The organism is Streptomyces sp. NPDC053069 (assembly GCF_044546895.1).
Lineage (GTDB): Bacteria > Actinomycetota > Actinomycetes > Streptomycetales > Streptomycetaceae > Streptomyces.
In genome coordinates, this window is sequence record NZ_JBITZN010000006.1 from 112103 (window position 1) to 131687 (window position 19585).

General features: G+C 70.5%; 20 protein-coding genes. 15 read left to right on the plus strand and 5 right to left on the minus strand.

What is annotated here, in order from left to right:
* Positions 1-75: 75 nt before the first annotated feature.
* Positions 76-1509 (plus strand): FAD-binding oxidoreductase, encoded by a 1434-nt coding sequence (locus ACIGXP_RS15605; RefSeq protein ID WP_399768575.1) that lies wholly within the window; start codon positions 76-78, stop codon positions 1507-1509.
* Between the two features lie 7 nt (positions 1510-1516).
* Here the strand turns inward: ACIGXP_RS15605 and ACIGXP_RS15610 are convergent, their stop codons facing one another.
* Positions 1517-1930, minus strand: coding sequence for an SsgA family sporulation/cell division regulator (locus tag ACIGXP_RS15610; RefSeq protein WP_399768577.1), 414 nt, complete (start codon positions 1928-1930; stop codon positions 1517-1519).
* A gap of 245 nt (positions 1931-2175) precedes the next feature.
* Between ACIGXP_RS15610 and ACIGXP_RS15615 the strand changes: the two genes are divergently transcribed.
* Entirely contained in the window at positions 2176-3957 is a 1782-nt protein-coding gene (locus ACIGXP_RS15615) for an RDD family protein (RefSeq protein WP_399768579.1), read from the plus strand.
* 86 nt (positions 3958-4043) lie between these two features.
* A complete protein-coding gene (locus tag ACIGXP_RS15620) occupies positions 4044-4793 on the plus strand; it encodes an RDD family protein (protein WP_399768581.1) in 750 nt (249 codons plus the stop codon).
* Between the two features lie 97 nt (positions 4794-4890).
* Here the strand turns inward: ACIGXP_RS15620 and ACIGXP_RS15625 are convergent, their stop codons facing one another.
* Complete coding sequence (locus ACIGXP_RS15625) at positions 4891-5136, minus strand: hypothetical protein (protein WP_363213911.1); 246 nt, start codon at positions 5134-5136, stop codon at positions 4891-4893.
* 343 nt (positions 5137-5479) lie between these two features.
* On the opposite strand from ACIGXP_RS15625, the gene ACIGXP_RS15630 reads away from it, so the two are divergent.
* Positions 5480-7834: an immune inhibitor A domain-containing protein gene (locus ACIGXP_RS15630; protein ID WP_399768583.1), complete on the plus strand. Its 2355-nt coding sequence runs from the start codon at positions 5480-5482 to the stop codon at positions 7832-7834.
* Positions 7835-7955: 121 nt separating this feature from the next.
* Entirely contained in the window at positions 7956-8276 is a 321-nt protein-coding gene (locus tag ACIGXP_RS15635) for a hypothetical protein (protein WP_363213913.1), read from the plus strand.
* Positions 8277-8351: 75 nt separating this feature from the next.
* On the opposite strand, the gene ACIGXP_RS15640 is transcribed toward ACIGXP_RS15635, so the two are convergent.
* Positions 8352-8942, minus strand: a complete 591-nt coding sequence (locus ACIGXP_RS15640; RefSeq protein ID WP_363213914.1) for a nicotinamidase — start codon at positions 8940-8942, stop codon at positions 8352-8354.
* Positions 8943-9040: 98 nt separating this feature from the next.
* Positions 9041-10387 (minus strand): nicotinate phosphoribosyltransferase, encoded by a 1347-nt coding sequence (locus ACIGXP_RS15645; protein ID WP_399768586.1) that lies wholly within the window; start codon positions 10385-10387, stop codon positions 9041-9043.
* A gap of 57 nt (positions 10388-10444) precedes the next feature.
* Between ACIGXP_RS15645 and clpS the strand changes: the two genes are divergently transcribed.
* From clpS to ACIGXP_RS15690, 9 genes are all read left to right on the plus strand, one after another.
* A complete protein-coding gene (gene clpS / locus ACIGXP_RS15650) occupies positions 10445-10762 on the plus strand; it encodes an ATP-dependent Clp protease adapter ClpS (protein ID WP_069780588.1) in 318 nt (105 codons plus the stop codon).
* 13 nt (positions 10763-10775) lie between these two features.
* Complete coding sequence (locus ACIGXP_RS15655) at positions 10776-11381, plus strand: DUF2017 domain-containing protein (protein WP_399768589.1); 606 nt, start codon at positions 10776-10778, stop codon at positions 11379-11381.
* A 347-nt stretch (positions 11382-11728) separates the two neighbouring features.
* The gene (locus ACIGXP_RS15660) at positions 11729-13165 is read left to right on the plus strand and encodes an amino acid permease (protein ID WP_399768591.1); all 1437 of its coding nucleotides are present in this window, start codon (positions 11729-11731) and stop codon (positions 13163-13165) included.
* A 136-nt stretch (positions 13166-13301) separates the two neighbouring features.
* Positions 13302-13724: a M67 family metallopeptidase gene (locus tag ACIGXP_RS15665; protein WP_360086125.1), complete on the plus strand. Its 423-nt coding sequence runs from the start codon at positions 13302-13304 to the stop codon at positions 13722-13724.
* Positions 13725-13803: 79 nt separating this feature from the next.
* A complete protein-coding gene (locus ACIGXP_RS15670) occupies positions 13804-13899 on the plus strand; it encodes a putative leader peptide (RefSeq protein WP_363213918.1) in 96 nt (31 codons plus the stop codon).
* Positions 13900-13981: 82 nt separating this feature from the next.
* The gene (locus tag ACIGXP_RS15675) at positions 13982-14260 is read left to right on the plus strand and encodes a MoaD/ThiS family protein (protein WP_351249975.1); all 279 of its coding nucleotides are present in this window, start codon (positions 13982-13984) and stop codon (positions 14258-14260) included.
* A gap of 17 nt (positions 14261-14277) precedes the next feature.
* Positions 14278-15228, plus strand: coding sequence for a cysteine synthase (locus ACIGXP_RS15680; protein ID WP_363213919.1), 951 nt, complete (start codon positions 14278-14280; stop codon positions 15226-15228).
* Positions 15229-15439: 211 nt separating this feature from the next.
* On the plus strand, positions 15440-17506 hold the full coding sequence (locus tag ACIGXP_RS15685; RefSeq protein WP_399768594.1) for a putative Ig domain-containing protein: 2067 nt from the start codon (positions 15440-15442) through the stop codon (positions 17504-17506).
* A 128-nt stretch (positions 17507-17634) separates the two neighbouring features.
* Entirely contained in the window at positions 17635-18084 is a 450-nt protein-coding gene (locus ACIGXP_RS15690) for a hypothetical protein (RefSeq protein WP_399768596.1), read from the plus strand.
* 32 nt (positions 18085-18116) lie between these two features.
* Here the strand turns inward: ACIGXP_RS15690 and ACIGXP_RS15695 are convergent, their stop codons facing one another.
* Positions 18117-18575: a type II toxin-antitoxin system PemK/MazF family toxin gene (locus tag ACIGXP_RS15695; RefSeq protein ID WP_363213923.1), complete on the minus strand. Its 459-nt coding sequence runs from the start codon at positions 18573-18575 to the stop codon at positions 18117-18119.
* A gap of 227 nt (positions 18576-18802) precedes the next feature.
* Between ACIGXP_RS15695 and ACIGXP_RS15700 the strand changes: the two genes are divergently transcribed.
* The gene (locus ACIGXP_RS15700; protein WP_363213924.1) at positions 18803-19555 is read left to right on the plus strand and encodes an MBL fold metallo-hydrolase; all 753 of its coding nucleotides are present in this window, start codon (positions 18803-18805) and stop codon (positions 19553-19555) included.
* Positions 19556-19585 lie beyond the last annotated feature (30 nt).

The window sequence follows — 19585 nt, forward strand, 5'->3', positions numbered from 1 at the left end:
AATACGACGATCACATCCGAGTGGACCAACCGGAGGGCGTCCGGGGTTCACACCGATGGCCGTGAGTGCGACCCTTTGATCATGAGCCGTATCGAAGCGCCCCGCTCCGAAGACGCTGCGGACACCGGCAACGCTGCGGGCAGCAGCGACCTCACCGACCGGCTCCTGGCCGGCCTGCCCGTCGAGGCCGTCCTGACCGACCCCGACGTCACCGCCTCCTACGCCAACGACATGGCGAGCTTCTGCCCGGCCGGCGCCCCGGCCGTCGTCGTTCTGCCGCGCACCGTCGAACAGGTCCAGCACGTCATGCGCACCGCCACCGAGCTGCGCGTCCCCGTCGTACCGCAGGGCGCCCGCTCCGGCCTGTCCGGCGCCGCCAACGCCACCGACGGCTGCATCGTGCTGTCCCTCACCCGGATGGACCGCATCCTGGAGATCAGCCCCGTCGACCGGATCGCCGTCGTCGAACCGGGCGTGATCAACGCGACCCTGTCCCGCGCCGTCGAGGAACTCGGCCTGTACTACCCGCCGGACCCCTCCAGCTGGGAGATGTGCACCATCGGCGGCAACATCGGCACGGGCTCGGGCGGCCTGTGCTGCGTCAAGTACGGCGTGACCGCCGAGTACGTCCTCGGTCTGGACGTCGTCCTCGCCGACGGCCGCCTGATGTCCACCGGCCGCCGTACGGCGAAGGGGGTGGCGGGCTACGACCTGACCCGTCTCTTCGTCGGCTCCGAGGGCTCGCTCGGCATCGTCGTCCGCGCCGTCCTCGCCCTGCGGCCCAAGCCGCCGCAGCAGCTGGTGCTGGCCGCCGAGTTCCCCTCGGCGGCCGCCGCCTGCGGTGCCGTCTGCCGGATCATGGAGGGCGGTCACGTGCCCTCCCTCCTCGAACTGATGGACCGTACGACCGTCAAGGCCGTCAACGACCTCGCCCACATGGGCCTCCCCGAGACCACCGAGGCGCTGCTGCTGGCCGCCTTCGACACCCCGCACCCCGCCGCCGACCTGGCCGCCCTCGGTGCGCTGTGCGAGGCCGCGGGAGCGACCCAGGTGGTGCCCGCCGAGGACGCGGCCGAGTCCGAGCTGCTGCTGCAGGCGCGGCGGCTCTCGCTGACCGCGCTGGAGGCGGTCAAGGGCACGACGATGATCGACGACGTGTGCGTGCCCCGCTCGCAGCTCGGCGCGATGCTGGAGGGCGTCGAGCGGATCGCCGCCAAGTACGACCTGACCATCGGCGTCTGCGCGCACGCCGGCGACGGCAACACCCATCCCACCGTCTGCTTCGACGCCCAGGACGCCGACGAGTCCCGGCGGGCCCGCGAGTCCTTCGACGAGATCATGGCCCTCGGCCTGGAGCTGGGCGGCACCATCACCGGCGAACACGGCGTCGGCGTGCTGAAGAAGGAGTGGCTGGCCCGGGAGATCGGCCCGGTCGGGGTCGAGATGCAGCGGGCCGTGAAGCAGGCCTTCGACCCGCTGGGCATCCTCAATCCGGGCAAGGTCTTCTGACCGTGCCTCACTGGGCGAGCAGCTGGTCGAGCGCGTCGTCGATGCCCAGCTGTCCGCCCTCCGTCCCCGGCGGTACCGCCCGCAGCGTCCGCTCCAGCCAGGCCGACACCTGCGGGACGGGCGCCTCCAGCAGCGCCTCCCCGTCCGGCGAGCTGAGCGCCATCAGGACGACCCTGCGTCCGTCGGCCTTCGTCGGCCACACCCGTACGTCGCCCTGCCCGCACGGCCGGAACACCCCCTCCACCAGGAGATCGCGGGCGAACGTCCAGCTGACGGGGGAGTCGGAGTTGATGTGGAAGGCGATGTGGACGGCGTACGGATCCGCGGAGCGGTAGCCCAGCCGGGCCGGCACCGGGATGCTGCGCTCCGGCGACAGGATCAGCCTCAGCTCCAGCTCCCGCTCCACCACGATGTGCCCCATGACCTGCGTTCCTTTCCTCGTCTGCGCTTTTCGGGACCGCTCGGAACGGGCCCGTACCAGGGGAGAGAGGAGTGGGGCCGGGCCATTACGCGGGTAGGGGGAAAATTTTTTCGCGGACCTGTGGGAGTCCGGTGCGGCGTTGCCCGGAAAGGGGTGGGTCCGGCGGGACTGGCGCTGCGGGCTGCCCCGGTCTGATAGATGTGGAGGCCCCCATCCCACCCCCGAGCAGATACGGGACGACGGACATGAGCGCCCCAACCCCGGCCCCAGGTGACGACAGGCCCCGCGAGGGCTACTACCCGGATCCGTCCATCCCCGGATACGTCCGGTACTGGAACGGCGCCTCCTGGGTGCCCGGCACCAGCCGGCCGGCGCCGAAGGACGGCGAACCGCTCGTCCCGCCGCCCGGCGTCCGCGCCGCCCCCGCGGCGGTGGAGGAAACGGGCCCGCACTTCTTCGACGAGGACCCCGAGCCGGCCGCCTCCGGGCAGGAGGGGGCCGGTGGGTGGGCGGCCGACGGCCGGAGCGGGGCCGGTGCCTGGGGCGCCGACGGCCCCGGCACCACGGGCCCTGCCGGGTACGGCGACCAGGGCCCGGCGGGGGAAGCCGCGGGCGGCTACGGCGTGGGCGGCCGGGCGGGGGACGGTGACGGGCGGGCCGCCTGGGGTGCCGACCCGCGGGTGCCCGCGGAGGGTCCGGCCCGGCCGGCCGGCCGCACCGGCGGGACGGCCTCGGTCACGCCGGGGGAGGGCGAGGACCAGGACCCCGGCGGCACCTTCATCTTCCGGCGGCCGGTCCCGGGTCCCGCGGCCGTCAAGGACGACGGCACGATGACGTTCCGCCCCGTACCCGGCCAGGGCCGGCGGGGCGCGCAGCCCGGGTCCGGCCCGCAGGCCCCGGGCACGGAAGCCGGCGCGGGCTCCGGCTTCGGACCGCACGGCGCGGCCCAGGGCCCCGGCGCGCCCGGGTCCGGCTCGGCAGCGGCAGCCGCCGGCGGGTCCGGTACCGACGCGGGTGCCGCCGGTGCGTCCGCAGCGCCCGGTGGCTTCGGCCCGCACGTTCCCGCGCAGGGCGCGGGCTTCGGTACCTCCGCCGCGGCCCCCGCCTCCGGTGCCGAGGCCGGGCCTGGTTCCGGCTTCGGCGGGCAGGTCTCGGGCTCGGGCGCGGCACCGGGTGCCGTTCCGGCCGGACCCGGTGCGGCCGGGGCTTCGGGCGGCTTCGGCCCTCAGGGTCCCGTCGGCGCGCCCGCCCCGCCGTCCGCCGCGTCCGGCCCGGCCGCAGGCCCCGGCTTCGGGGCCGGCAAGGCCGCCGCCGCGCGCGCCGCCGCCGCGCAGTCCGCCCAGCCCGCGCCCTCCTCCGTGGCGCCGTCGGTGCCGGCGCAGGGCGCTGCCCCGGCCACCCCGCTGACCAGCGGGCCCGGTGGCGGTCAGGCGTCCTGGGCGCAGCAGGTGCACCAGCTGGCCGGTGGCGGTGACGAGCAGCCGGTGGCGCCGTGGAAGCCGCCGGTGGAGGACCCCTTCCAGGCGGCCGCGCGCCGCCAGGCCGCCGCCCGCCCCGCGGGACTGGGCAAGCGGTTCGCCGCCCGCCTGATCGACAGTCTGGTGCTGGGCGCGGTGACGGCCGCCGCTGCCGTGCCGCTCGGCATCCGGGCCGCCGACCACGTCCAGGAGAAGATCGACGCGGCCAAGCTGTCCGGCCGCGAGGTCACCGTCTGGCTGCTCGACGGCACGACCGCCACCAGCCTCGGCATCGTCCTCGCCGTCCTGCTGCTCTCCGGTGTGGTGTACGAGGTGCTGCCGACCGCCAAGTGGGGCCGCACCCTCGGCAAGAAGCTGCTGGGCATCGAGGTGCGGGACATCGAGGCGCACGAGCCCCCGGCCTTCGGCCCGGCCCTGCGCCGCTGGCTGGTCTACAGCGTGCCCGGGCTGCTCGGCATCGGGATCGTGGGCGTGCTGTGGTGCCTGTTCGACCGGCCCTGGCACCAGTGCTGGCACGACAAGGCGGCCCACACCTTCGTCGCCGGCTGACCGAACGGCGCCGGCAGCCGCTGCCCGCTCCCCCGTACGGCCGCCCACCGGATGCGGAACCGCCGCTTTCGCGGTCCACTCGGGCCATGAGCAGCGCACCACCCCCCGGATCCGGAGAGCAGCCACCCGAGGACGACCCGTTCAGGAAGCGGCCCCCGTCGGACCAGGGGCAGGGGCCGGGCTCGCCGTACGACGCCCCGTACGGCGGTGCCCAGCCGCCCCCGCCACCGGGCGGTGGCGGGCAGCCCCCGGGCGGCGGCCAGCCACCCCCGTACGGCGACCAGCCGCCGCCTCCGTACGGGGGCAGCCGGCCCCCTCCCTACGGTGCCGGCCCCTACGACCCCCATGGCGCCGGCGCCGGCGGTTACCCCGCCGACCCGCTGGCCGGTATGCCCCCGCTCGCCGACAGCGGCAGGCGGACGCTCGCGCGGATCATCGACATGGTCCTCGTCGGCATCGTCGTCTGGCTGCTCACCTGGGCGTTCGGTGTGCGCGAGTACGAGATCAACGGTGACCAGGTCGAGGTCGGCCGGTCGGTGGCACAGTCGGTCATCGCGGCCGTCCTGTACATCGCCTACGACACCTTCATGACGGCCAAGTACGGCCAGACCCTCGGCAAACAGTGGCTGGGCATGCGGGTGGCGAACCTGGACGACGGCGCCACCCCCTCGGTGCAGACCAACCTGATCCGCGCCCTGGTGCTGTGGCTGCCGTTCGCCTTCTGCTGCGCCTGCATCTGGACGGCGATCTCCGGCGGCTGGAGCTTCTTCGACAAACCGTACAAACAAGGCCTGCACGACAAGGCGGCCAAGACGGTGGTGGTCAGCACCCGTTGAGCGACGTGCCGGGGTGGCCGGAGATGTTATGGGCGGCCATACGAGAGCGGCGGGCCCGTGGGGAACACGGGTCCGCCGCTGTCGTGTGCGCCGCCGTTCACAGGGCTGTGGACACCGGCTGCTCCTGGGGTGCGGGCTCGGCGGATCCGGCCGCCGCCTCGGTCGTGCGGACGGTCGGCAGCGGCACCGTCATCGCCACGAGCAGCCCGAGGGCCAGCGCCGCGAGGGCGATGACGGTGATCCCGAGGCCCGAACCCGTCTGGGACAGCAGCAGCATGGCGAGCGTCGAGAAGACCACGGTGCAGGAACCGTAAACGAGCTGTGCGGCAGTCGGACGAGGCATGGCAATCGTGTCCTAGGAAGACTTCGGGGGCTGAGACGTGCCGTTCGACTCTCTTCGCGTGCATGCCCGAACGGAGCGCCTGGTAAGCGTGACCTAACCCACGGTACGGGGTGCATGGGGGGCGCACGGAGTCATGGGGTGGAGGCATAGGCCGCCAGCAGGTTCGTAAAGCGGACACCGCATCCGCATAGTGCACTTGGCCTGCACAAGTCAAGGACTGTCTTTTCTTCTAAACCTCTAGTCAAATTACGGCACTTGATTACACGCGTTGATCTTGCGCGCACGGATTCCTCCATGACCCGGAACCCCCTGTCCGTGTGCGCGGCGCGGGGGAGGAACTCAAGTGACCAGCAGATCCTGGACGTTCAGAGCTGCCGCGATCGGGGTGACGCTCGCGGCGGCCTCCGCCACGTTCGCCACCTTCGCCGTCGCGGAGGCGGGCACCCAGCCCCGGTCCGCTGCCGCCAACCGGCACGACCCGGCCCCGGTGCAGCAGCGGGCGCACGACCTGGACGGTCCGCTGAGCAAGACCCAGAGGGCCCAGCGCCAGGAGGCGCTGAACCAGCTCGTATCGGGCAAGGCCAAGGCGCAGGAGCGCAACGGCTCCAAGGTCGTGGCGCTCAAGGGCCGCAAGGGCAAGAGCAAGTACGTCGAGCTCAGCCGCGAGAAGACCGACAAGATCTTCACGATCCTGGTGGAGTTCGGGGACAGGACCGACCCCAAGTTCGGCGGCACGCCCGGCCCGCTGCACAACACCATCGCCGCGCCGGACCGCAAGCAGGACAACTCGACGGCCTGGCAGAAGGACTACAACCGCAAGCACTACCAGGACCTCTACTTCGGCACCGGCAAGAAGACCGAGTCGCTGAAGAAGTACTACGAGAAGCAGTCCTCGGGCCGCTACTCGGTCAACGGCGAGGTCTCGGACTGGGTCAAGGTCCCCTACAACGAGGCCCGCTACGGCAACAACGCCTGCGGCCAGACCAACTGCCCGAGTGTGTGGAACGTCGTCAGCGACGGCCTGAACGCCTGGGTGGCCCAGCAGAAGGCGGCCGGCAAGTCCGACGCCGACATCAAGAAGGACCTCGCCCAGTACGACCAGTGGGACCGCTACGACTACGACCACGACGGCAACTTCAACGAGCCCGACGGTTACGTCGACCACTTCCAGATCGTGCACGCCGGTGAGGACGAGTCCGCGGGCGGCGGCGCCCAGGGCAAGGACGCGATCTGGGCCCACCGCTGGTACGCCTTCGGCACCGACAAGGGCGCCACCGGCCCCGAGTACAACAAGCTCGGCGGCGCGCAGGTCGGCACCACCGGTGTCTGGGTCGGCGACTACACCATCCAGCCGGAGAACGGCGGCCTCGGCGTCTTCGCCCACGAGTACGGCCACGACCTCGGCCTGCCGGACGAGTACGACACCGACGGCGGCGACAACTCCACCGGCTTCTGGACCCTGATGTCCTCCGGCTCCTGGCTCGGCACCGGCAAGGAGTCCATCGGCAACCTGCCGGGCGACATGAACGCCTGGGACAAGCTGCAGCTGGGCTGGCTGAACTACGACACCGCCAAGGCCGGCACGCAGTCCACCCACAAGCTGGGCGTCGCCGAGTACAACACCTGGAACAAGCAGGCCCTCGTGGTCAACCTGCCCGACAAGGCGGTCACCACCACGATCACCGAGCCCGCCGAGGGCAAGAACCAGTGGTGGAGCGGCAGCGGCAACGACCTGAACAACACGCTGACCCGGTCCGTGGACCTCACCGGCAAGTCGTCGGCGAAGCTGGACCTGGACGGCTGGTGGGCCACCGAGGACGGCTTCGACTACGTCTACACCGAGGTGTCGACCGACGGCGGCGCCAACTGGACCGCCCTGGACGGCACGGCGGACGGCCAGGCCATTCCGCGTGACGCCGGAGGCAAGCCGGCGCTGACCGGCTTCTCGCAGACGCACAAGAAGCTGTCGTTCCCGCTCGACGCCTACGCGGGCAAGAAGATCGACCTGCGCTTCCGCTACGCCACCGACGGCGGTGTCGCGGAGAACGGCTTCGCGGCCGACCTGATCAGCGTGACCGCCGACGGCACGGCGCTCTTCTCGGACAACGCCGAGACGCAGGACGCCGCTTGGACGTCGAACGGCTTCTCCCGCATCGGCGCGTCCTTCACCAAGGACTACAAGCAGTACTACATCGCCGAGAACCGGCAGTACGTCTCGTACGACAAGACCCTCAAGGTCGGCCCGTACAACTTCGGTTCGGCCAAGCGCCCCGGCTGGGTGGAGCACTACCCGTACCAGAACGGCCTGTTGATCTGGAAGTGGGACACCTCGCAGGCGGACAACAACACCAACGCCAAGGACCACCCGGGCACCGGTCTGATCCTGCCGATCGACTCGCACCCGACGGCGATGAAGTGGGCCGACGGCACGCTGATGCGCAACCGCATGCAGGCCTACGACTCCCCGTTCAGCCTGTACGGCACCGACGGCATCACGCTGCACAAGGCGGACGTCGCGACGGTGATCAAGGCGTCGAAGGGTGTTCCGGTCTTCAACGACCACACCAGCACGTACTACGACCCCACGAACCCGACCGGGGGCGTGAAGGTCACTGACACCAACACCAAGATCACGATCGTCAAGGAGGCCAAGGACGGCTCGACGATCTTCCTCAAGGTGGGTCCCGCGGTGAAGTAGTCCGCGTTCTTGCAGGTCAGACAGGTATCGGCGGCAACCCCTTGGCGGGTTGCCGCCGATCGTGTTTAGGTGCGTCCTGTGGACCGCTTATTGACACCGACCGAAACGGGGATGTGACCGCATGGCCGCTGGAGGCTTCTGCAAACTGCCGAACGGCACGGTCGTGGTGGCACTGAACCTGCCCTACGGCACTGCCGGGGTGCGGGTCCTGGTGCACGCCCAGAACCGGGCCAGGGCCCTGACCAGGCTCCGCAACCTGGGCCTGCGCGCGATCTATCTCCGGGGGAACGCCGCGCCTCCGACCCCGGACGAGATCACGGCAGTCCTGCACCACCCGGACGGCCTGATATGGCGCACGGCACCGGCGGACAACGGTGTCATGGTGAACGAGCTGTGGCATCCGATCCGGGCGCTCCTGCGCCGGTCGGCGGTGGTGCAGTGACCGTTCGGCGCGTGGTGCGACCGCGGGTCCGTGGTGATTGCCCGCGCGGTTCCCCGCGCCCTTCGGGGCGCTGCCCTAACCGCTCACCGGCTTGCCGGTGAGTTCCACCCCTGCCTCCCGCAGCTCCTCCAGTGCCCTCTCCGTCGTCTCCGGGGCCACCCCCGCCGTCAGGTCCAGCAGGACCTGGGTGCGGAAGCCCTCGCGGGCCGCGTCCAGGGCGGTGGCCCGCACGCAGTGGTCCGTGGCTATGCCGACCACGTCGACCTCGTCGATGTGGCGGGCGCGGAGCCAGTCGGCGAGCGGGACGCCGTTCTCGTCGGTGCCCTCGAAGCCGCTGTAGGCCGCCGAGTAGGCGCCCTTGTCGAAGACCGCGTCGACCGCGCCCGAGGCGACGGCGGGAGCGAAGTTCGGGTGGAAGCCGACGCCCTCCGTGCCCGCGACACAGTGCGCGGGCCAGGACTGGACGAAGTCGGGGTTGTCGGCGAAGTGGCCGCCGGGCGCGATGTGGTGGTCGCGGGTGGCCACCACGTGCCGGTAGCCGGTGCCGGCCGCCTGGCCGATCAGTTCCGTGATGGCGGCGGCCACGTCCGCACCCCCGGCCACCGCGAGGCTGCCCCCCTCGCAGAAGTCGTTCTGCACATCTACGACGATCAATGCGCGGCGCATGGTGGGTGTCCTTCGACTGAGAGTGAAGTAACTGAGCCTAGAGACTTCGGGGCCCGTGCGGGAGAGGGCATTCGAGCGGGGCGGACGACGGTCCCGCTTTAGCTACCCGAGCGTCCCTGGACGTACTCCGTCGGAATGACGGGTTCCCCTCGGGACAGCTGGGTTGCGGAGAGCGGGAGATTCGCCCGGGCGGCGATGTGACGGTCCCGGGGCACGTCCAGGGGTTCGCGGGCGATCACGTCCCCGCCCTTGATCAGCTGTGTCAGCAGCTGACGGTCGGCGAGGTCCGCCGGCACCGGACCGGTGCCCACGACCTCGGCCTCCGCCACCCCGTCCTCGTCCAGCCGGCGCGCCGCCCACTTGCGGCCCCCGACGGACGTCTTGCCGCCGCTGGACTTCTTCGCGACCGGCACCAGCGGGGCCTTCGGGTCGCTCGACTCGGCGCGGGCGACCAGTTTGTACACCATGGAGGAGGTCGGGTGCCCGGAGCCGGTGACCAGCTGGGTGCCGACGCCGTAGGCGTCCACGGGGGCGGCGGCCAGCGAGGCGATGGCGTACTCGTCCAGGTCCGAGGTCACGATGATCTTCGTGTCCGTCGCGCCCAGCTCGTCCAGCTGCTGCCGCACCCGGTGCGCCACGAGCAGCAGGTCGCCGGAGTCGATGCGGACCGCGCCCAGCTCGGGCCCGGCCACCTCCACCGCCGTACGCACGGCCTCGGCGACGTCGTAGGTGTCCACGAGCAGGGTGGTGCCCCGGCCCAGGGTGTCGACCTGGGCCTGGAAGGCGTCCCGCTCCCGGTCGTGGAGAAGGGTGAAGGCGTGGGCGGAGGTGCCGACGGTCGGGATGCCGTAGCGGAAGCCGGCCGCCAGGTCGGAGGTGGTCGCGAAGCCGCCGACGTAGGCCGCCCGGGCCGCGGCGACGGCCGCCAGCTCGTGGGTACGGCGCGCGCCCATCTCGATCAGCGGGCGCTCCCCGGCGGCGGAGGCCATGCGGGAGGCGGCGGCGGCTATCGCGGAGTCGTGGTTGAGGATGGAGAGGATGACCGTCTCCAGCAGCACGCACTCGGCGAAGGTGCCCTCGACGCGCATGACCGGCGAGCCGGGGAAGTAGACCTCGCCCTCGGGGTAGCCCCAGATGTCCCCGCTGAAGCGGTAGTCGGCCAGCCACTTCAGGGTGTCCTCGTCCACGATCTTCCGTTCGCCCAGGAAGCCGAGGACGCCCGCGTCGAAGCGGAAGTTCTCCACCGCGTCCAGGACGCGTCCCGTGCCCGCCACCACGCCGTAGCGGCGCCCGTCCGGCAGCCGCCGGGTGAAGACCTCGAAGACGCTCCGCCGTTCGGCCGTACCGGCCCTCAGGGCGGCCCGCAGCATCGTCAGCTCGTACTGGTCAGTGAAGAGCGCCGTCGACGGAACATCCACCGGCAGCCCAAGGTCCGCTGTGTTCATGACCATGGATCGTACTCCTATTTCGTCAGTGTGACGATTTCTGGAGCCCGTGGCAGCATGGGCACTGTGACGTCACCCGCGCCCGTAGAGATCGAACGCACCGAGTCGGCGGAGGAGGTCTTCGCTGTACCCGAGCCCGACGTCCCCTGGGTCACCATCGTGCACAACGACCCGGTCAACCTCATGAGCTATGTGACCTACGTCTTCCAGACGTACTTCGGGTACACCAAGGACAAGGCGACCAAGCTCATGCTCGACGTCCACCACAAGGGCCGGGCGGTCGTCTCCAGCGGGAGCCGCGAGGAGATGGAGCGCGACGTGCAGGCGATGCACGGTTACGGTCTGTGGGCCACCCTGCAGCAGGACCGGAAGTAGCGAATCCACTTACATGCCCGGACATTTCGAACCGCTTCCCGGCGGCGGCGCGGCCGTCGCGCTCGACGACGTCGAGATCTCCATCATCCGGTCGCTGGCCGTCCAGCTCCTGGAGCTCATCGGCCCCGGCCCCGGCGCGGACGCCCCGAAGGACCCGCTCGCCGAGCTGTTCGCCGAAGGGCCGAGCGAGCCGCCCGCCGATCCGGTGCTCAGGAGGCTCTTCCCCGACGCGTACAGCGACCCCGAGGAGGCCCCCGGCTCGCCCGCCGAGGCCGAGGAGCGCCGGTCCCACTCCGCCGAGTTCCGCCGCTACACCGAGAACGACCTTCGCGCGGGCAAGCGCGAGAACGCGCTCGCGGTGATCCGCGCCCTGGACGCGCTCGCCCCGGTGGACGAGGGCGGTGCGGTGCTGAAGCTGACGCCGGAGGAGTCCCGGCAGTGGCTCGGCGCCCTCAACGACCTGCGGCTCGCGATCGGCGCCCGGCTGGAGATCACCGACGAGGACGACACCGATCTGCTGTACGGACTCCCGGACGAGGACCCGCGCAAGCCGATGGTGATGGCCTATCTGTGGCTCGGCGGGCTCCAGGAGACCCTGGTCGCCACGCTTATGCCGTAATCCGGGCGATTCCCCCGGAGTGTGTTCGCTCAGCGGACGCTCAAATCCGGATAACGATCCTGTCACCCTTGCGGCCGGTTTTGCAGCGTTCGGTGTAATTTTGTCCGCTTTTACCTGTGTGGTGCATCACAGTCCGGCTCTGTGATCAATATTGCGGCCGTGATAAATCTTCACGACCGCCCGGCCGACACCACCCATGTCCGGCCGGGTGCGCCACCGAGCCGACGACCGTCGGCCAGGCAGGGGCGGATCGCGAATGCCGCCCAGCTCCAGCAATCCGGGGGGATCGAAACCCGATCCGTGGCCGACGAAAGGCCCGGGTCGGCATGGAGAAAGGCGCACCACACATGACCTCATCGCAGGTCGACCAGCTTCGCGACGGCAACGAGGCCGCGCGGGCCGAGGGCAGCGAGGGCGGCGAGGGGTATCAGCGCGGGCTCGGGTCCCGGCAGATCCAGATGATCGCCATCGGCGGTGCCATCGGCACCGGTCTGTTCCTCGGCGCGGGCAAGGGCATTTCCAAGGCCGGCCCGAGCCTCATCCTGGCGTACGCCGTCGCGGGCCTCGTGATCTTCCTGATCATGCGGGCGCTCGGCGAACTGCTGATGTACCGCCCGGTGTCGGGTTCGTTCTCGGAGTACGCGCGCGAGTTCATCGGCCCCTTCGCGGGCTTTGTGACCGGGTGGACGTACTGGCTGTTCTGGGTGGTCACCGGTATCACCGAGGTCACGGCCGCGGCCGCCTACATGACGTACTGGTTCGACATCCCGCAGTGGGTCTCGGCCCTGATCTTCACGATCGTGCTGTACGGCGCCAACCTGATCTCCGTGAAGCTCTTCGGTGAGCTGGAGTTCTGGTTCTCCATGGTCAAGGTCACCGCGATCATCGGCATGATCCTGATCTGCGCCGGCATCCTGACGATCGGCTTCTCCGACGCCGGCGACACCGCCTCCGTCAGCCACCTGTGGAACGACGGCGGCTTCTTCCCGCACGGTGTCGGCAACACGCTGATGACCCTGCAGATGGTCATGTTCGCCTTCCTCGCCGTCGAGCTGGTCGGTGTCACCGCGGGCGAGTCCAAGGACCCCAAGAAGGTGCTGCCGAAGGCGATCAACACCGTGCCGTGGCGCATCGCCGTCTTCTACGTCGGCGCGCTGATCATGATCCTCTCGGTCGTGCCGTGGACGAACTTCCACCCGGGTGTGAGCCCGTTCGTCGCCGCCTTCCAGAAGATGGGCCTGGCCGCCGGCGCCGGCATCGTCAACTTCGTCGTCCTCACGGCCGCGCTGTCCTCCTGCAACTCCGGCATGTACTCCACCGGCCGCATGCTGCGCGACCTGGCGCTCAACAGCCAGGGCCCGAAGGTGTTCACCAAGCTGACCCGCAGCGGCACCCCGCTCGTCGGCACCACGTTCTCCGCCGCGCTGATGCTGTTCGGCGTCTGGATCAACTACCAGTGGCCGGGCAAGGCGTTCGACTACGTCGTCTCCTTCGCGACCATCTCCGGCATGTGGGCCTGGATCGTCATCCTGCTCTGCCAGATCCGCTACCGGGCGAGGGCGAACCGCGGGCTGCTGCCGCAGAGCGAGTTCCGTGCGCCGGGCGCGCCGTACACGAGCTACTTCGCGCTCGCGTTCATCTTGATGGTGATCGTGCTCATGGGCATCGACAAGGACGCCCGGGTGTCGCTTTACTGTGCACCGCTGTGGGCCGCGATCCTCGGCGTCTCCTACTGGGTGCTCAAGCGCCGCAACCCGGAGGCCGCGGCCTTCCGCAAGCGCTGACCATCCCCTCCGGGACGTCCAGCCGCACGGGGCTCTCGTGGCGCTCCGCTGCGGCTGCCGCTCAGGACGTCCGGCATATGGGCCGTTCCGTACCATCCCTCGGTACGGAACGGCCCTTCTGCTTATCCTGACGGACATGCTGACCATCACGCAGGCCGTCGTCGACCAGATCGTCGCCCACGCCCGCAAGGACCACCCCGACGAGGCGTGCGGTGTCGTCGCGGGCCCGGCGGGCTCCGATCGCCCGGAGCGCTTCATTCCGATGCTGAACGCGGCCATGTCGCCGACGTTCTACGAGTTCGACTCGGGTGACCTGCTCAAGCTCTACCGCGAGCTGGACGACCGCGACGAGGACCCGGTGATCATCTACCACTCCCACACCGCGACCGAGGCCTACCCGTCCCGGACCGACATCTCCTACGCCAACGAGCCCGGTGCGCACTACGTCCTGGTGTCCACCGCCGACACCGACGGCATGGGCGAGTTCCAGTTCCGCTCCTTCCGGATCGTGGACGGTGCGGTCACGGAGGAGGAGGTCAAGGTCGTGGACTCCTACTGATCCCGCGATGCGGTCAGATTCCATCCAGTATGCGAGATCACACTCCGATGGCCGGACCGGGAATCGTTACGATGAGCGCATGGTTCTGAACGACGTGAGCGAGAAGACGCCGGGCATGCTGCTCGTGGCGCGGCTGCACGTCGACCTGTGCAGGCTGAACAGCGCCATCTGTTGACGTACCCCTGCCGCCGTACGGCCGTGAGCCGCGGCGTGCCGCCGTGTGCCCAGACCCACCCTTTCCGACAGGAGCCGCAATCATGGCCATCGAGGTCCGCATCCCCACCATCCTCCGCACGTACACCGACGGTCAGAAGGCGGTGGAGGGCAGCGGTGAGACCCTCGCCGAGCTGTTCGCCGACCTCGAAAGCCGGCACACGGGCATCCAGGCCCGCATCGTGGACGGCGACCAGCTGCGCCGGTTCGTGAACGTCTATCTGAACGACGAGGACGTCCGCTTCCTGGACGGCATCAACACCAAGCTGTCCGACGGCGACAACGTCACGATCCTGCCGGCCGTCGCCGGCGGCATGCGCTGATCGGCCGCTGAGCAGCGATGCGCTACGACTCCCCGCTGGCCGCGGTGGGCAACACCCCCCTGGTGCGCCTGCCGCGGCTGTCGCCGTCCCCCGACGTCCGTATCTGGGCCAAGCTGGAGGACCGCAACCCCACGGGCTCCGTCAAGGACCGCCCTGCCCTGCACATGATCGAGCAGGCGGAGAAGGACGGCCGGCTCACCCCGGGCTGCACGATCCTGGAGCCGACCAGCGGCAACACCGGCATCTCCCTCGCCATGGCGGCCAAGCTCAAGGGCTACCGCATGGTGTGCGTGATGCCGGAGAACACCTCGCAGGAGCGCCGGGACCTGCTCGGCATGTGGGGCGCCGAGATCATCTCCTCCCCGGCGGCGGGCGGCTCCAACACCGCTGTGCGCGTGGCCAAGGAGCTGGCCGCCGAGCACCCCGACTGGGTGATGCTCTACCAGTACGGCAACCCGGACAACGCCGGCGCCCACTACGCCACGACCGGCCCGGAGATCCTGGCGGACCTCCCCTCGATCACCCACTTCGTCGCGGGCCTCGGCACCACCGGCACCCTGATGGGCGTCGGCCGCTACCTGCGCGAGCACCGGCCGGGCATCCAGATCGTGGCCGCCGAACCGCGCTACGACGACCTGGTGTACGGCCTCAGGAACCTCGACGAGGGCTTCGTACCGGAGCTGTACGACGCCTCCGTGCTCACCAGCCGCTTCTCGGTCGGTTCGGCCGACGCGGTCACCCGCACCCGTGAACTCCTGCAGCAGGAGGGCATCTTCGCGGGCGTCTCGACGGGCGCCGCGCTGCACGCCGCGATCGGCGTGGGCAGGAAGGCGGTCAAGGCGGGGCAGAGCGCCGACATCGTCTTCATCGTGGCCGACGGCGGCTGGAAGTACCTGTCCACCGGCGTCTACACGGCGGCCACCACGGAGGAGGCCATCGAGACGCTGCAGGGCCAGCTCTGGGCCTAGCCTGCCTCAAACCCACGTCAGCCCCCTCTTATGAGGGGGCTAAGTCATTCCTACAGCCGAGCAAAGAATTCCTTTCGGTACTGCCGGTCGATCCCGGGCCGGGACTACGTTCCTCGCGCAGTGTCATGCTCATGGCTGCGCGCTTGCCGCCGCTCGCGCGTCACGGGCCTGCCCCATCCCGAAAACCCCACGTCAACGGAGGCAGTACCCCATGCGTGAGTCACGCCCGAGCCGGCAAAGACGCAGTCTGCGAAGACTCGTCGCCGTCGCCCTCCCCGCCCTCGCCCTCACCGTCGCCGGACTCGCCGCGGCACCGACGGCCGGGGCACAGCCCGCAGCGGCCCACCCCCACACCTCGAAGATCACGCAGAACAACAAGGCGCTGACCGCCCCCGAGCGGCAGACCTACCACTCCACCGGCAGGGCCGGCCAGAAGGTCCCCACGACCCACCTCTGCGCCACCGCCGAGCCCGGGCACGCATCCTGCTTCGCCCAGCGCCGCACCGACATCAAGCAGCGCTTCGCCTCGGCGCTCGCCGCCGCGGCACCCTCCGGCCTCTCCCCGGCCAACCTGCACAGCGCCTACAACCTGCCCACCACGGGCGGCTCCGGCATGACGGTCGCCATCGTCGACGCCTACAACGACCCCAACGCCGAGTCCGACCTGGCCACCTACCGCTCCACCTACGGCCTGTCCGCCTGCACCAAGGCCAACGGCTGCTTCAAGCAGGTCAGCCAGACGGGTTCGACCACCTCGCTGCCGACCGACGACACCGGCTGGGCCGGTGAGGAGGCACTCGACCTCGACATGGTCAGCGCGGTCTGCCCGAACTGCAGCATCATCCTGGTCGAGGCCAACTCCGCGAACGACACCGACCTCGGCATCGCCGAGAACGAGGCCGTCGCGCTCGGCGCCAAGGTCGTCTCCAACAGCTGGGGCGGCTCCGAGTCCTCCTCCCAGACCACCGAGGACACCCAGTACTTCAAGCACCCCGGCGTCGCCATCACCGTCTCCTCCGGTGACTCCGCCTACGGCGCCGAGTACCCGGCGACCTCCCAGTACGTGACCGCCGTCGGCGGCACCGCGCTCACCACCTCCTCCAGCTCCCGCGGCTGGAGCGAGTCGGTGTGGCACACCAGCTCCACCGAGGGCACCGGCTCCGGCTGCTCCGCCTACGACCCGAAGCCCAGCTGGCAGACCGACTCCGGCTGCGCCAAGCGCATGGAGGCCGACGTCTCCGCGGTCGCCGACCCGGCCACCGGCGTGGCGGTCTACGACACCTACGGCGGCTCCGGCTGGGCGGTCTACGGCGGCACCAGCGCCTCCGCCCCGATCGTCGCCGGCGTCTACGCCCTCGCGGGCACCCCGGGCACGAGCGACTACCCGGCGAAGTACCCCTACCAGCACACGGGCAACCTGTACGACGTCACCAGCGGCAGCAACGGCTCCTGCACCACCTCGTACTTCTGCACCGCGACCACCGGCTACGACGGCCCGACCGGCTGGGGCACCCCGAACGGCACCGCCGCCTTCACCGCCGGCTCCAGCAGCGGCAACACGGTGACCGTCACCACCCCCGGCAGCCAGTCCACCGCCACCGGAAGCTCGGTCAGCCTCCAGATCCACGCCACCGACAGCGCGGGCGCGGCCCTCACCTACAGCGCCACCGGCCTGCCCACCGGCCTGTCCGTCAACAGCTCCACCGGCCTGATCTCCGGTACGGCGTCCACCGCGGGCACCTACCAGGTCACGGTCACCGCGAAGGACTCCACCGGCGCCTCCGGTTCCACCTCCTTCACCTGGACCGTCTCCTCCTCCGGCGGCGGCTGCACCGCGGCGCAGCTGCTCGGCAACCCGGGCTTCGAGTCAGGCAACACCACCTGGACCGCGTCCAGCGGGGTCATCACCAACGACTCCGGTGAGGCGGCCCACGGCGGCTCGTACTACGCCTGGCTCGACGGCTACGGCTCCAGCCACACCGACGCCCTCTCCCAGTCGGTGACGATCCCGGCCGGCTGCAAGGCCACGCTCACCTTCTTCCTGCACATCGACACCGCCGAGACCGGCAGCACCGCGTACGACAAGCTGACGGTCACCGCCGGGTCGACCACCCTGGCGACGTACTCGAACCTCAACGCCGCCTCCGGATACACGCAGAAGACCTTCGACCTGTCCTCGCTGGCGGGCCAGACGGTCACCCTGAAGTTCAACGGAGTGGAGGACTCCTCGCTGCAGACCGGCTTCGTCGTGGACGACACCGCCCTGACGACCAGCTGATCCCGCACCCGGACAGAGTGGTCCCGCACGCGGAAACCTTCCGTGTGCGGGATCCTTTCGTCGTGCCGGCACGTCACATCTGCACCAGGCGGCCGACCCCGTGCGGCCACGGCAGAAAGGCGAAACCCATGCGCCGTACGACGACATCCCTCGCCCTCGCGGCGACCGCACTGCTCCTCGCCGGATGCGGCTCCCAGAGCGGCACGGGCGGCGGAAGCGCCGACAAGGGGGCGCCGTCCGCGTCCCCGACCGGCGCTGCCTGCGCCCCCCTCGTCCAGCTCAAGGCCGCCGACAACGGCCGTACCGTCTGCGTGACCAAGGGCGGCGAGGTCCGCCTGACCCTGGACGGCACCAAGTCCCGCCCCTGGAAGCCGGTCATGGCCGACGGCACCGCGCTGAAGGGCATCAACGCGGGCTTCGTCATCCAGCCGGGCCAGGCCACGGCCGCGTACCAGGCGGTGGCCGCCGGAACGGTGAAACTGACGTCCTCCCGCCCGCTGTGTGCCGAGCCGACGGCTCCCGGCCAGGTGTCCTGCAAGGGCATCCAGGAGTGGACGGTGACGGTGAACGTGCGGTGACCGCGGCACCGGGATGATCCAGACGGCACCCTCTAACGTGCCAGGTGCCGTACCTGGTCCCACAGAACCGGGTCGACCACACCGACCCGGCGCCGGAAGTCGCCGACAGGCACCTCGCGGAGTTCGTCGGTCTCCAGGAAGCTGGGCCGCCCCCCGGCATCCCCGACCGCGCCCGGGGGCAGCGGGATCACCCCGGCACGTTCGTCGTGGTACTTGCTGGTGATCTTCGCGACGGTGGCCCGGTTTCCGCGTACGGCCAGCACCAGACAGGGCCGGTCCTTGGTCTCGGTCCGGTCCTCGTAGGGGACGTCCGCCCACCAGATGTCCCCGGGGGCCGGCCGGGCGGCCCGCGCCGTGCGCGTACCCGGGCGGCCGGGCGGCCTCAGGCGGCGCCCGCCGGGCCGGCGGCTGCCTCCCCAGCCGTCGATGAGCGTGGCGACCAGGGCGAGCAGTACCACCGCCGCGAGCGCCAGCCACCAGGACGTGTCCATACGACGACGTTACCGGCGCGCGCCGAGGATCGCGCGCCCTCTGCGTATCCTTCTGCGCCCCGGGTCCAGCCGAACCGGTGACAGCACAGGTGAGTTCGCCCACAACGGCCCCTGGCGGAGGAGCGACCCGCGCTTTTGCGCCTTACGCTCGACGCACCGCACGACCCCCGTTTCCTGCCCTTTTGATCTTGCCGTCTGATCTCTCCGCCAACGGAGGTTTCTGCTTCATGAAGCTCACCGTCGTCGGCTGCTCGGGGTCGTTCCCGTCCGCGGAATCGGCCTGCTCGAGCTACCTCGTCGAGGCCGACGGCTTCCGGCTGCTTCTCGACATGGGCAACGGCGCCCTGGGCGAGCTGCAGCGCCACTGCGGTCTCTACGACCTCGACGCGATCTTCCTGAGCCATCTGCACGCCGATCACTGCATCGACATGCTCGCCTATTTCGTCGCGCGCTACTACCGCCACGACGGCGGCCGCTGCGCCCCGATCCCGGTCTACGGCCCCGAGGGCACCGAACACCGCCTGACCACGGCCTACGCCGACACCCCCTCCGCCTCCTCCATGAGCGAGGTCTTCGACTTCCACACCGTGAAGCCGTCCACGTTCGAGATCGGCCCGTTCACGGTGCACACCGAGCGGGTCCGCCATCCCGTGGAGGCGTACGCCATCCGCGTCGAGCACGGCGGACGGTCGCTGACGTACTCCGGCGACACGGGGGTCAGCGAGGCGCTGGACGAGCTGGCCCGGGACACCGACCTGTTCCTGTGCGAGGCGGCGTTCACGCACGGCAAGGAGAGCATCCCCGACCTGCACCTCAACGGCCGTGAGGCGGGCGAGTCGGCGGCCCGTGCGGGCGCCCGCCGCCTGGTCCTCACCCACATCCCGCCGTGGACCGACCCGCAGGTCAACCTGCGCGACGCGCGCGAGGTGTTCGGGGGGCCAGTGGAACTGGCGGCGCCGAGGCTGACGTACGAGATCTAGCCTTCCGCATGCGAAAGGGCCCCGGAACCA